13 protein-coding genes are annotated in these 14320 nt (G+C 40.5%); 4 read left to right on the plus strand and 9 right to left on the minus strand.

The genetic code is table 11. The features are described 5' to 3' along the window. Positions 1-289: 289 nt before the first annotated feature. Both BV214_RS04290 and BV214_RS04295 read right to left on the minus strand, forming a co-directional pair. The gene (locus BV214_RS04290) at positions 290-2617 is read right to left on the minus strand and encodes a beta-N-acetylhexosaminidase (RefSeq protein WP_086476257.1); all 2328 of its coding nucleotides are present in this window, start codon (positions 2615-2617) and stop codon (positions 290-292) included. 28 nt (positions 2618-2645) lie between these two features. Then, positions 2646-3698: a carbohydrate-binding family 9-like protein gene (locus BV214_RS04295; protein ID WP_086476359.1), complete on the minus strand. Its 1053-nt coding sequence runs from the start codon at positions 3696-3698 to the stop codon at positions 2646-2648. A 297-nt stretch (positions 3699-3995) separates the two neighbouring features. Between BV214_RS04295 and BV214_RS04300 the strand changes: the two genes are divergently transcribed. Together BV214_RS04300 and BV214_RS04305 are read left to right on the plus strand one after the other, a co-directional pair. Beyond that, a complete protein-coding gene (locus tag BV214_RS04300; RefSeq protein WP_086476258.1) occupies positions 3996-5084 on the plus strand; it encodes a sensor histidine kinase in 1089 nt (362 codons plus the stop codon). Further along, complete coding sequence (locus tag BV214_RS04305) at positions 5081-5797, plus strand: LytR/AlgR family response regulator transcription factor (RefSeq protein WP_086476259.1); 717 nt, start codon at positions 5081-5083, stop codon at positions 5795-5797. Before BV214_RS04300 ends, BV214_RS04305 begins: the two co-directional genes overlap by 4 nt. Before the next feature lie 284 nt (positions 5798-6081). On the opposite strand, the gene BV214_RS04310 is transcribed toward BV214_RS04305, so the two are convergent. The 5 genes from BV214_RS04310 to BV214_RS04330 form a co-directional block, all read right to left on the minus strand. Then, the gene (locus tag BV214_RS04310) at positions 6082-6357 is read right to left on the minus strand and encodes an ATP-dependent Clp protease adaptor ClpS (protein WP_086476360.1); all 276 of its coding nucleotides are present in this window, start codon (positions 6355-6357) and stop codon (positions 6082-6084) included. 21 nt (positions 6358-6378) lie between these two features. Next, complete coding sequence (gene prmA / locus BV214_RS04315) at positions 6379-7215, minus strand: 50S ribosomal protein L11 methyltransferase (RefSeq protein ID WP_086476260.1); 837 nt, start codon at positions 7213-7215, stop codon at positions 6379-6381. A gap of 174 nt (positions 7216-7389) precedes the next feature. After that, positions 7390-8139: a triose-phosphate isomerase gene (gene tpiA, locus BV214_RS04320; protein ID WP_086476261.1), complete on the minus strand. Its 750-nt coding sequence runs from the start codon at positions 8137-8139 to the stop codon at positions 7390-7392. Positions 8140-8218: 79 nt separating this feature from the next. Then, a complete protein-coding gene (locus BV214_RS04325) occupies positions 8219-9316 on the minus strand; it encodes a BT_3928 family protein (protein WP_086476262.1) in 1098 nt (365 codons plus the stop codon). A gap of 20 nt (positions 9317-9336) precedes the next feature. After that, the gene (locus BV214_RS04330; RefSeq protein WP_086476263.1) at positions 9337-9888 is read right to left on the minus strand and encodes a DUF1599 domain-containing protein; all 552 of its coding nucleotides are present in this window, start codon (positions 9886-9888) and stop codon (positions 9337-9339) included. Between the two features lie 108 nt (positions 9889-9996). Here BV214_RS04330 and folP point away from each other — a divergent pair, with 108 nt between their 5' ends. Together folP and BV214_RS04340 are read left to right on the plus strand one after the other, a co-directional pair. Then, positions 9997-10821: a dihydropteroate synthase gene (folP, locus tag BV214_RS04335; protein WP_086476264.1), complete on the plus strand. Its 825-nt coding sequence runs from the start codon at positions 9997-9999 to the stop codon at positions 10819-10821. A 116-nt stretch (positions 10822-10937) separates the two neighbouring features. Beyond that, a complete protein-coding gene (locus tag BV214_RS04340; protein WP_086476361.1) occupies positions 10938-11723 on the plus strand; it encodes a diadenylate cyclase in 786 nt (261 codons plus the stop codon). 66 nt (positions 11724-11789) lie between these two features. Here BV214_RS04340 and BV214_RS04345 read toward each other — a convergent pair whose 3' ends face one another. Both BV214_RS04345 and truA read right to left on the minus strand, forming a co-directional pair. Continuing rightward, positions 11790-13556 carry an ABC transporter ATP-binding protein gene (locus BV214_RS04345; protein WP_086476265.1) on the minus strand — a complete coding sequence of 589 codons (1767 nt, stop codon included), beginning with the start codon at positions 13554-13556 and terminating at the stop codon, positions 11790-11792. Further along, on the minus strand, positions 13549-14301 hold the full coding sequence (gene truA / locus BV214_RS04350; RefSeq protein ID WP_086476266.1) for a tRNA pseudouridine(38-40) synthase TruA: 753 nt from the start codon (positions 14299-14301) through the stop codon (positions 13549-13551). Before truA ends, BV214_RS04345 begins: the two co-directional genes overlap by 8 nt. Between the last annotated feature and the right edge of the window lie 19 nt (positions 14302-14320).

Consider the following 14320-nt stretch of genomic DNA (forward strand, 5'->3'; position numbering starts at 1 on the left):
GTGATATATTGAAGAATATTATTGAAATAAGAGCCGTTAAATCTGTTAAATTTTTAACGTTATGGAGAGCCATCGATCCTTTTCCCAAAAATCAACGCTGAGGCTATATTTTGTTTTGACAACAGCCCTTTAGCTACCCCTGGCTTGGATTGCAACCACCCTCACAAGGTAATCTTCTGGCAACGTATTTCTATAAAATAGAAACGCCTAAAACAAGCCGAATTTTATATCGGCTTATTTTAGGCGAATCAGTTAAATGAGAGATACAAAGTATACCTCTCAAAAACTTTTACTCTACGATAATCTCATCTATAAACAACCAAGATCCACCACCAGTAGGGGGCGTTCCCAAATTGATAGCTTTTACCTTGATATATCTAGCAGATTGCTTTGTAAGATCGATGATAAAATCCTTTAATTCAGATTTCGTATTTGCGGCATAGTCTCTTTCCAAGACACCAGCCCTATCAAAGGACTTAGCATCATTGGACAGCAAAACTTCCACTTCCACTGGAAAATAAATACCAGAGCCCTGATTCTCCAAAGCTCCCACAGTAACCCGTTCAATTTCCGTGGGCTCTTCCATGTCGATAATCAACTCCATATCATCTCCCAGCCATCCTTGCCATTGACCATCGTGAAAGTTTTTGGAACCTCTTACCACATTTACCATCCCAACATCCTTAGCTCCTTGATAGCTATCGTGGTATTTATTTAAATAGGTCACTGGTTTCCCCGCGGCCTTGTGGAAATTGATGGTTTTCTCCAATTGGGCACCCACGGGCTCTCCATCCTTAAATACCTGCGCTTTTACCTGGGTAGTCTTATCCAAGACTATGGGACTTTCATATTGCTGAGAATCACCATCAATATCGCTGCCATCTAATGAATATCGAATATCCGAATTTGGAAACTCATTTTTCAAAGCAATGGAAAGCGTACCCGTTTCTGAATCCACGGTTACATCCGTAGTTACTTGAAAGGCACTTTTAGCGTAATTAATTCCCATCACCTCGTACCTTTTAAACATCGCCTGAACCCTATTTGAGAAGTCGGCCCAACTTTTGTTTTCCTTCTTACTCCAAACAGATTCTGCCAATGCCGCCAAACGGGGGTAGGTCATATATTGTGATTGTGCTTCAGTAGGTACAAACTCTGACCATAAATTTGCTTGACCCCCTAGTACATGTTTTTCCTGCTCTGGAGACATTCCTTCCACCACTGGGTCAAATTCGTACACCTTGCTCAATGGGGTAAATCCGCCCCATGCCATAGGCTCTACATCTTGATTCCCCTGATAATAATCGAAGTAAGAATGTGAGGTTGGAGACATCACTACATCGTGCCCTTCTTCAGAGGCTTTTAAGCCCCCTTCAAATCCACGCCAGCTCATTACCGTAGCACCCGGTGCCAGTCCACCTTCCAATATTTCGTCCCAACCGATTAAGGTGCGCCCCTTAGAACTTATAAATTGTTCCATCCTTCTAATAAAGTAGCTTTGCAGCTCCTCTACGTTAGCCAATCCTTCCTCTTTTACCCTTCTTTTACAATCGGGACAAATTTCCCAATTGGTCTTGGTAGCCTCATCCCCTCCTACGTGAATATAGGGAGATGGGAACAGCTCCATTACTTCTATCAATACATTTTCTAAAAACTCGAAGGTAGACTCTTTCCCTGCACAATAAATTTCTGTAATAGGCCAAACTCCGCCCGAAGGAACCATAATAGGATTTTGGAAACAGGAAAGCTCCGGATATGCTGCTATAGCACTCATCACATGAGCAGGCATTTCTATCTCTGGCACCACATTAATCCCCCTGCTAGTGGCATAGGCTACAATTTCCTTTATATCTTCCTGGGTATAATATCCGCCATAGGTGGCCTCCTCCCCTAGTTCTGGGGTTCGTCTGGCATCCCAATGCTTATCTTCCTGATCTACCCTAAAGCCACCTACCTCCGTAAGTTTTGGGTATTTTTTAATTTCAATCCTCCACCCTTGGTCGTCCACCAAATGCAGGTGTAGGGTATTCATTTTCAACAATGCCAATTGGTCTATAGTTGCCAAAACATATTCCTTTTCAAAGAAATGACGGGATACATCCATCATAAATCCACGCCATTTAAATCGCGGACTATCCTTAATCTCTACAGCAGGAATAACCCAATCGCCATTTGTTACCTGGGTATCACTTTCTATGCTTACCGGAAGCAATTGCCTAACAGATTCCAACCCATATAAAAATCCGGAATACCCCTTAGCGGTTACCAGTACATTTTCTTCAGTAACTTTCAGCGTATAGGCCTCCTCTCCCATTGCTGGATCAAGGACCAACTTCACATAGTTTTTAGAGGGGGCGGCATCTACCACCTCCAATTGCCATCCCGCTGCTGCTTCAAATTTATTGAGTAAGACATCCGTCACCTCAGCGTATTTCTCAGGGACTACAAACCTGGTATCCTCATTAAATACAAACGCCCCTGCCATTAACTCCACTTTATCTGGCTTGGGAATAATATTGATATCGTTTTCCGTAAACTGCTTCTGAGATTGTCCTCCACAGCCTATTAATGCTACAAGCATCGTTACTCCCAACCATTTCCCCACTATTCTCTTCATACTAAACCTATTAACTAGTTACTTTTAATTAATTATTATTTAAACTTATAAACTGTCCATCTTCCTTTATCAATAGGACATTTCCGCTAAAAGGGCTCTTAACCCAAATATTATAGCCAGATTGATGTTTTTCTATGGTTGGCCGTATTACAGCGCCCAAGATCTCCTTAGGCTTCCCAACTTTCTTCTCGGCATCTTTTTCCTTATGCAGTACCCCCCTGTAGAGTGAATACAGATACCATTTAATATGATCGTCCTGGGGAATGGAAAATTGAACCTCAGCACCTACTGGCTCCGATGAGAAATATACATACCCCCAATGTTCGGGTTCGTGCATATTTATAACACCTTGAGGAGACCATACCCAATTGTATTCTGGGAGGTAATTTCCTTTTTCATCCTTTTTTCGGGAATACCGCCCCTCCGTTAGATCAAAATCCCAGTTTACCCTTGAAAAATTAAGTCGCCAAAAATCGTTTTCCGGCACCCTGCCATCTTTGGAAGCCTCGGTAATCACTTTCCAGGGAAGCGCTATTTCTACCGTCCACCCCTCATCCGTGTCGGAGGAATTATTAAGTGTACCCCTAATATCCACGGCCGACTTCACTCCTTGTATATCCCAACTATCTATTACCTTACCGTTGTTCCGGTATGGTTTGGTAAGGAATAGATCCCATACCGTATTGTGAGCGTTCATTTCAAATTCATAGTAATTATGGGTATCCCCTTCGGCATCTATAAAGATTTCAAAATCGTTATTGTAAAAAATAACGGTATCACGTTGTTTTAGGGTCGCCCAAATATGAGGTTCTTCCATTTCTGCCAGCACGTAAAGATAGTCCTCATCCCATAACATCTTCATTCTGGTTCTATAGGTGGGAGTAAGTTGGCCTTCAATATCTATATAGTCTTCCGACCAAGGGGCCATTCTCCAGGAATTTTCATCCATCTTTCCATCTACCACTATGGCTTCATTGGTCATATGGGCAATATAGCTTCTGGGAGTATCTTGGGCTTTTAAACCCAAAGACGCCAACAGCGCAACTAGGGCTATCATCCCAAACCTTCCTTTGTACTTCATCAAATTAAACATTTTATAAAATTTTAAACACGTACTTACAAGTTACTTCAATTAGATATTATTCACTTTACATCAAGGTCTCCTCAATGAGATTTCACTAAAAAAGGCCAGTGTTCCTATTTTTTTGCTAAATTTCGTGATTATTAAGGTTTCGACCCTGAGGAAAGCAAATTTAAACCAATAACCCAGATCGATTTCAAATATTTGACATTTTTATACCGACCAAAACAAAATTAGACCAACAACCATCCAATGAGGCACTACGTCCTTATAAGGAATAACCAACCGTTATAGCATATGCCATTAAATGATGGGATAGACCAATTGCTTAATCACAATACATCCAGGGATTATCGTATTAATTACAAACACCACCTAGTGTTCTGGCTGGTTTATTTTGTTTTTAACACCCTGCGTTGGACCAGCTTGCACAACGATTTTGAATATTCCCTTAAAACCAACCTATTAGGATTTCCCATTCATATGGCCTTGGCGTATTTTAACGTGTACTACTTAATGCCCAAATTTGTCTACACCAAAAAGTACGTAAAATTCACCTTATTGATATTGAGTTCTCTCTTTGTAATGCTTTTGGTGAAATATAACCTAACCTACTATTTAGTAAGCACTGATGTATGGCCAGAAGGACCTGAAAATGCCACTGGTCTTACCCTCAACTATGCAATTACCACCATGTTAGGGGAGCTTTATGTGATTGCCTTTGTCACGGCCATTAAAGTTACCATAGATTGGCTTAATGAAAGCAACAAACTTCATGAGTTGGAAAAAAGGCAGCTTACCACGGAACTAAAGTTCCTGAAATCACAGGTTTCCCCGCATTTTTTCTTTAACACCCTAAATAACATCTATGCACTCAGCTTGGAAAAATCGGACCGAGCTCCACAGATAATTATAAAACTATCCGAACTGATGCGCTATTTGCTCTACGGAACCAAAAAAAATCATCAAGAACTTGGCAAGGAATTAAATTGTATTGAAAATTATGTAGACTTAGAACGGATACGGTTTGATGAGTCCCTGCGAATCAATTTTAATATTTCGGGAGATCCAACCAACAAAACCATCGCCCCCATGCTATTGATCCCCCTTGTAGAAAACTGTTTTAAACACGGGGCCAATAAAAATATAGGCGAGATGGACATCACAATCGATATTGTTATAGAAGAATCGTTTTTATACTTTAAAGCAATCAATACCATCCCAGAAAATAAAACAAACCTTATTCCGTTAACCAAGGAAGGTGGAATTGGCCTGGAGAATGTAAAAAAAAGATTGGAACTAGGGTATGCCCCTGAAGATTACCATCTATCCATATTTGAAAAAGACAAAACGTTTAATGTAATTCTAAAATTAAAGGTACAATGAGTTATACAGTAGCAATAATTGATGATGAGCCACTAGCGGTTAAAATAATCAAGAACTACGTGGCCCAAATTAAGGAATTACAATTGAAGGCCACTTTTACCAATGCTATTGATGCCTCCTCATTTTTTCAGAAAAATGAGGTAGATATTGTTTTCCTAGACATCAACATGCCCATTATGAGCGGCTTGGAATTTCTTAACACCCTAAATACTGACGCCATGGTGGTTATCACCTCCGCTCACGAAGAATATGCCTTAAAAAGTTTTGAATTAGAGGCGATAGACTATTTAATGAAACCCATTCCTTTTCCCCGCTTTCTAAAAACAGTGAATAGGATCATTAAACTTAAGGAAGGGACCAAGCACCCTAAGCACCCTATGCCTGGAGAAAATCCCAGTATTTTCGTAAAGGTAGATAAGAAGAAAATGCAGAAGGTATATCTAGACGAGATTACGGTAATTGAGAGCTTAAAGGACTATATCCGAATACGCACCAAAACCAATAATTTTATTGTCCATAGCACACTTACCAGCTTTACGGAAGAGCTTCCCGAGGACAAGTTTTTAAGAATTCACAGGTCTTACACCATTGCTGTTGATAAAGTGGATGCCATAGAGGGCAATAGCATTGAGATTGGCGGGATTAGGTATACTATAGGAAGGTCTTATTTGCACGAGGTGAAAAGTATCCTCTTGGAGAATGCATTACTGTAATACCCCGTCTTTACTATAGGATGAAGTCTTCTTTCATATAAGACCATTTTATCCCCTCCAACACTATTGGCAGTGCACCCCATAATTAGGTGGATGCATAGGATGCTCTATAAGAGTTTAGCGAATGGAATTATGGGGAGCTAACATTGCCTAGGACAGTAAACGTTTACATTTACAACTTCCTGATCATGGAAACTGCTTAGCAATCATCCTTTTATAAAGTTATTTAATAAGACCTTATGGCATGGGTAGTGAAGGAAGATTAAACCTGTAAAATAAGAGCGCTATACGATTTCTGCACTTAATCCTGCCTGTAAAAGCAGGGTGCATCTTGGCTCCAACTCCTTATAATCCCCAGTTTTAACGGTACATTTACCGTTGTAATGAACAATTAAAGCGCATTGTTCTGCCTGTTCTGGCGCATGATCGCAAACTCTGATCAAGGTTTCAATAACATGATCAAAAGTATTGACATCGTCATTAAATAGAACTATTTCATTCTGATTAGCAGTCTCTTCATCCAAAAGTAATTCCTCCGAGACTTTTTCTTTGGTACTCATAGAATCAATTTTCATAACTATCTAAATTACGTATTTTACCGCAACCCAATTGTTCTTTTCCAATTTTTTTTCAAATTTGAGCCCTACCTCCTCACACTTTTCGGTGATTATTGGAATATCTTCCACATAGAAACCACTTAAGAACAGCAGTCCATCTGGAGCAAGACATTTCACATAGGCCGGAATATCCTCCAGCAAGATGTTTCTATTAATATTCGCAATAATAATATCGTATTGTTGATCTACCAATAAATCGGCGGTTCCTTCGTATACTTTAATATGATTACAATTGTTTCGCTCCACATTTTCCAAAGCATTTAAATAGCACCAATTGTCAATATCAATCGCATCGATGCTTTTGGCTCCTTTCATGGCCGCCAAAATTGCTAATACCCCGGTTCCGCTCCCCATATCTAGGACCGACTTCCCTTTAAAATCGTGTTCCAAGATGTGCTGCAACATCATATGGGTAGTTTCATGGTGCCCAGTACCAAAGCTCATCTTTGGCTCTATAACAATATCGAACTCCACCTCTGGCTTTTCATGAAAAGGGGCACGTACCACACACTTATCTCCTACTTGTATCGGATTAAAGTTCTGCTCCCAGGTGGCGTTCCAGTTCTCCTGTTCTATTTCCACAAATGAGTATTCTATAGCAAACAGGCTATTACTAAGAATTGCTAAACCCTCTAAAATTTCAGGATTCCATTCCTCCTTTTTAATATAGGCTTGTACTCCCTCATCGGTTTCCACGAAGCTTTCAAAGCCACGTTCTCCCAATTCGGCGATCAAAATATCCGAAGCTGGCTGCAGGGGTTTTACCGTAAAATTGTACTCTAAATAAATGGAATTAGACATAGCGTGTACTTAATATTGAATAAAATGGAACCTGGTTCAATATTCCAGGCAGCTAGACCTCCATGCATTTATGGAGACCGCAGTTTACTGGTATAACCACATCAAATCCTTTTAGGGAAGCAGTCCCTTGCTGAAATTGATGTGGTTCAGCAGTTAACATTAATAATACTTTACTTAAATAGCGTTTATTATCGCTACAAAATCATCTGCTACCAAAGAAGCTCCCCCAATGAGTCCGCCATCCACGTCTGGCTTGGAAAAAATCTCTTCTGCGTTACTAGGCTTCACACTACCTCCATAAAGAATGGATACATTATTAGCTACCTCAGCGTTTACAGCATCGGTAATAGCCTTACGTATAAATGCGTGCATTTCCTGTGCTTGCTCTGGCGAGGCGGTTTCCCCGGTACCAATGGCCCAAACAGGCTCATAGGCCAATATAATCTTACTCCAGTCCGAAGCGTCCAAATCAAACAATGCATTCTTCAACTGACTCTCTACTACGGTAAAATGATTATCAGATTTCCTATCTGCCAATTCTTCTCCAAAGCAGAACATCACTCTCATATTTTTAGCCAATGCGGCCTTCACTTTTTTGGCAAGAATCTCATCTGTTTCACCAAAATAGGCTCTCCTTTCAGAATGCCCAATAATTACGGTATCTACGCCGATTCCCAACAACATATCCGCAGAGATCTCACCTGTATAGGCACCGTTTTCCGCAAAATGCACATTCTGTGCAATTACTTGTACCGCCGAGGACTCCAACGCCTTTTTAGCCGCCGCAAGGTTTACGTAAGTGGGTGCTACCATTACTTCTGCCTTGGTTTCTGGCAATTTAGCGGAAAGATCAGCCAACAACGCTTCGGTTTCCGCCAAGTTTTTATTCATTTTCCAATTTCCTGCTACAATTTTACTTCTCATGTTCTTTTAATTAGGTTGTTGTTCTTTTACTATCTACTTAACCAATACTACTCCCCACCAAAGGGAATCATAATTGGGGCTATTCTAGTTTCAGTTTCTTTATATCATTATAATGGACCTTTTCCGTGATGGTTCCCTTTTCCAAGACCAAGATACCAGGATTGGATCTTACCATAGTTTTTAAGGTGGTTTCGTCAGTAAAGTAAAAGTCGAAATTCAATCGATAATCCTTTTTTACTCCCCCTGTATAATCCGAGTCGGAGGCCGACATCCCGATTACCTTATAGCCATTTTTAACAGCTCTTTCCGATAAGCTTTTAATTTCCCCAAATACATTGAGGTTCGCTTTTCTTAAATCGTAGGCTATGACCATCATTAACTTTGGCTCCTGCAAAAGGGACGCTGCAAAGTCTTCTCCCTCCTTTTCTATGGTAAAATCGTGAATGGGAGGCTCATATCCCTTCTGCACTTCCGTAGTCTCCACCCCTATAAACTCTCCCTCCACACTGGGATAATCTCCTTGGGTAACAATAATCTGTTCTTCCCCGTCTACCTTAAATTTCCATGCATAATCAAAAATGGGCATCGGCGCTCCTTCGGGCACCGTCATCCCCTCTTCTATATTGGCTCCAATTTTATAGGGCCTAAAATCTACCGCCGGCAAATGATGAAGCACATGGTATACAAAGATAGCGGAAGCCAACAAAGTAAGCCCTACAATAAATCTTTTTGCTCCATTTCCTAAAATAGGCTTAATGGTCTTCATGCCCAGTACCAAGATAATTATGAGCACCAACAGCACAATGTCCTTGGCAAAGGATTCCCATGGGGTAAGTTTAATGGCATCCCCGAAACACCCACAATCCGTAACCTTGTTAAAATAAGCCGAATAAAAGGTAAGGAAGGTGAAGAATACAATCATTACCAGCAAGCTCCATATGGTAAATTTAATACGGAATCCTACCAAGAGCATAACCCCCAGCAAAACTTCTAAAATTACCAATGCGATGGAAATTTCCAAAGCAATGGGTTCTAGCGAGGGGAGGTTTAATACCCCAGCGCTAAAATATTCTTCCAACTTAAAAGAGAATCCAACGGGATCGTTCAATTTTATCAGTCCACTAATAATAAATAACAACCCAACTACGGCACGACTAAATCCTACTAAATATTTCATATTAAATTTTATATAGCTTTTTAATCTTCTTGCTCATTAGAATCAAGAAGAATCATTGCAAATATGGCATAATTGATCATGTCCTGGTAATTGGCGTCTATACCCTCGCTTACCAGTGTTTTTCCTTTATTATCCTCTATCTGTTTTACCCTAAGTAATTTTTGCAGAATAAGATCTGTTAAGGAGCTAACCCTCATATCTCTCCAGGCTTCCCCATAATCGTGATTTTTATTCTCCATCAAGGTTTTTGCTATAGCGATGTGTTCATCATATAGGCTTACGGCCTCCGCAACCGAAAGATCTGGCTGGTCTACTACCCCTTTTTGCAGTTGAATTAAGGCCATAACGGAATAATTTACAATCCCAATAAACTCGGATTGCTCATCCTCGTCTACCTTACGCACTTGGTTCTCTTGCAAACCCCTTATGCGCTGTGCCTTTATATAGATTTGATCTGTAAGAGAAGGCAATCGTAAAATGCGCCATGCACTCCCGTAATCATGCATCTTTTTCTGAAAGAGGTCCCTACATTTTTCTACTACGGTATCGTATTGCTTAGAGGTTTTACCCATGTAATTAATCTAATTTGTGTAAATTTCGCCTAAATTTTTAAGGAAATCAAAAATCGAGGTTTTTAAGCAACTTCCCAAAGTTTTGAGCCCTTTTATCTTATTAAACTTATGACCATAAATTGCAAAGGAAATTTAGTAGATCTTAACACTCCTAAGGTGATGGGAATCCTCAACGTCACTCCAGATTCGTTTTATGATGGGGGCCGATATAAAAATGAGGATGAAATTAAGACCCAGGTAGGGAAAATGCTACAGGAGGGAGCCACATTTATAGATCTGGGGGCGTATAGCAGTAGGCCTGGAGCCCTACATATTGGCGAGGAAGAGGAGTTACAACGCATCCTTCCCATCGTAGAGCTATTGGTGGCGACCTTTCCAAATATTTTATTATCCATTGACACCTTTAGGAGCAAGGTTGCCCACGAATGCATATTAGCTGGCGCTGCCTTGATAAACGATATTTCGGCAGGAAGCCTAGACCCAAAAATGATGGCCACGGTAGCCTCGCATCAAGTTCCCTATATTTTGATGCATACCAAGGGAAACCCCAGAAATATGGCTCAGCAAACAGACTACCAAGATCTCCTAGGAGACATTCTATACTACTTCTCGGAAAAGATTCTCTTAGCGAGAAAGGAAGGAATAAACGATCTGATTATAGATCCCGGGTTTGGGTTCGCAAAAACCCTGGAACAAAATTATGAGGTTATGCAGAAAATGGAATTGTTCCATCAATTGGAGTTGCCCCTGCTTACAGGAATCAGCAGGAAGTCCATGATCTATAAACTTTTAAATTCCACCCCACAAGCAGCCTTAAATGGCAGCACCGCGTTAAACATGTTTGCTCTTTCCAAGCAATCCCACATATTACGGGTGCACGATGTAAAGGAGGCCATGGAATGCATCACCATTTACAACGCCCTACAGGCATAACGACCGGTGAAGGCTACAGTGAAATCCCACAAAAACAAAAGAGGAAGACCTCAATATTTTTCCCTGATTTAATTTGGGGTTCTTTCTTATTTCCTATTTTTACAAAAACCCTAACATTGGATTTTCTAAATTTCTTAGATTTTAACGTAACAGATTTAATAGACATCTTTTTGGTGGCCATCTTGTTGTACTACATATACAAATTAGTACGCAGAACGGTTGCCATTAATATTTTTATAGGGATTGTCATAGTCTGGGCATTTTGGAAATTGACTGAGGTCTTAGATATGACCATGATCAGCAGTATGGTTGGTGGCTTTATGCAGGTGGGACTTATTGCCCTTATTATTGTCTTTCAACAAGAAATACGAAAATTTCTATTAATGGTAGGCTCTACCAACCTTGCCTCTAAACGCAACTTCTTAAAACATTTTAAGTTTATGCGGGAAGACGGACTCTCCATAGGAACCAATGTGGATGCCTTGATCAGTGCCTGCGAGAAAATGGGCAGCACCAAGACCGGGGCCCTCTTGGTAATAGAAAGAAATAACTCTTTGGATTTTGTAAAATCTACCGGGGATAAAATGAACATTGAAATTAACCAGCCCATCATAGAAAGTATCTTTTATAAGAACAGCCCTTTACACGATGGAGCTGCGGTGATCCAAGACAATTATATTGTAGCCACCCGAGTAATTCTACCGGTATCCAATGAACGTACCATCCCCTTAAGATTTGGTCTAAGACATAGAGCAGCGGTAGGGATTACGGAAAAAACGGATGCCCTGGCATTAATTGTTAGCGAGGAAACCGGACTTATCTCTTATATTAAAAACGGAGAATTTATACTGTTCAATAATTTGGATGAGTTAGCCAGCCAAATAAAGGAAGACCTTATGTAATTACACTGCTAAAAGCAGAGGTAAGACTTAGAATTCACAAGAATAACCCAAACAGCAATACCCTCTTTACAGCACCTCTTCGGTTAAGAACTGGGCTTCGTACAGGTTCTGATAATACCCATTTTGCTTTAAGAGCTCTTTATGGGTGCCCATTTCCACAATCTTCCCTTGATCCATTACCAATATTTTATCGGCTTTCTTAATAGTTGCCAGTCTATGAGCAATAATTATAGACGTTCTGCCCTCTGTAATTTTTTCGGTAGCCCTTTGTATCAACTGTTCGGAATAGGTGTCTACCGAAGAGGTAGCCTCATCCAGTATCAGAATACTGGGATTGCTTACATAAGCCCTTAAAAAGGCTATAAGCTGCCTTTGACCACTAGAAAGCATAGTTCCACGCTCCTTTATATTATAGCGGTAGCCTTCCGGGAGACTAGTTATAAACTGATGTACCCCAATCTGCTTGGCGGCCTCCTCCAAATGCAGCTCGGTAATTTCATCATCCTTTAAAGAAATATTATTTGCGATGGTATCGGCAAACAGGAAAACATCTTGCAACACCACAGCAATCTTAGATCGGAGGGAGCTTAATTTATAATCCCTAATATCTACGCCATCCACTTTAATGCTGCCCGAATTAATCTCATAGAATCGGTTTAACAAATTAATAATAGTAGATTTTCCCGCACCCGTTGCCCCTACAATGGCTATGGTCTCCCCAGCGTTCACCTTAAAAGAGACGCCGTGTAACACCTCTTCATCTTCCAAGTATCCAAAACGCACATCACAGAACTCTATATCCCCCTTAATAGTATCTTTTTCCACCGTACCAAGATCTTCAATATTGCTATTGGTATCCAAAATTTTAAAGACCCTATTTGCGGCAACCATTCCCATCTGCAAGGTATTAAACTTGTCTGCTATTTGCCTTAGAGGACGAAACAACATACTGGAAAGCAGTATAAACATAAAAATGGTTCCGTATTCTTCCTTCCCTATATTGGCCACATTCTGAAGTCCGCCATACCAAACGATTAACCCCACCGTAATAGAAGAAACAATCTCGGCAATAGGAAAAAAGATGGAGTTATACCAGACTGTTCTCAGCCAGGCGTTTTGATGTTTTTCATTGATTTCCCTAAACTTTTCCTTTTCAATTTCCTCACGGGTAAAAAGCTGCACTATTTTCATTCCCGTAATACGCTCTTGTACAAAGGAGTTTAAATTGGAAACCTGTGCCCTAACTTCTATAAAAGCAACCTTCATTGCTTGCTGAAACAATCTGGTAGCGTACAATAGTATTGGCAAAACCGCAAAAACGATCAAGGCCAGTTTCCAATTAGTAAAGAGCATTACGGAGGCTACTACCACCATTTTTAAAAGATCCGAGACAATTACAAAGAAGCCCTGACTAAAGATTTCCCCTATTCGTTGCATATCGGTAACGGCCCTGGTTACCAACAAACCAATGGAGGAATTGTCATAGTACTTCATCTTAAAACTCATCAAATGCTGAAAAAGACGAATTCGGATATCCTTAATTACGGACTCCCCCAACCAATTGGCGTAGTAATTAAATAACAGCTGGCAAATCACCTCTCCCAACAATACGCCCACCATGGCCAGAATAAGATTTAACAATTTGGCACTATCCTTATTGGTAATGGCATTGTCTACAATCTCCCCCACCAAAATAGGGGTCAACACAGCAAATCCCGAAAGCAATATAGCCGACACGGCAACGCCAAAAAACGTTGCCATATAAGGTTTCACATGCCTTAGCAATCGCCTAAACAATCTAAAATCAAATGCCTTACCGGTATCTTTATCCATGTTTTCCTATACTATTATCCGGATACTTAATTGCTGTTAAATATAAGCCTTTTGCCGGTACGGATGCCCCGGCCCTACTTCTATCCTTACTCTCTAATATGGAGACAACCTCTAACAAGGAAGTCTTTCCCTTTCCCACATCTATTAATGTTCCCACAATGGCACGCACCATATTGCGCAAAAATCGGTCGGCCACAATGGTAAACACCAATTTATTATTATCCACTGTCCAATTTGCGCTCCGAAGATCACACCTAAAGGTATTTACATCGGTATTAGACCTGGAAAAGCATTCAAAATCTTTCTGTCCCACTAAAATACTGGCTGCCTTGTTCATTTGGGCAATATTTAACGGATATTTCACATGATAGGCTCCATCATTTAAAAATGGATCCTTCTCATTAACCACCCAATACTCATAAGTTCGCTCCGTTGCATCAAATCTTGCATGGGCCGTTTCGGGGACAGGAAAAATAGCTTGCACCGCCAAATCTGGGGGCAAAAACGAATTCAACCTTTGGCACAAGGCCTCCGTTTCCAAAACCAAACTACAGTCAAAATGAGCAAACATCACCTTGGCATGCACCCCAGCATCCGTTCTACCCGCCGCCGTAATCTGAATGGTCTCCCTTAACAACAGAGACAAGGCGTGCTGCAAAACCTCCTGTACAGTAAGCGCATTGGGCTGAATTTGCGAGCCGTGATACCTTTTCCCGTGATATGAAAATTGGATGAAATATCTCAACAGAATCAATTAGTTTTGT

Origin of the sequence: Arenibacter amylolyticus (genome assembly GCF_002150785.1) — a bacterium.
Lineage (GTDB): Bacteria > Bacteroidota > Bacteroidia > Flavobacteriales > Flavobacteriaceae > Arenibacter > Arenibacter amylolyticus.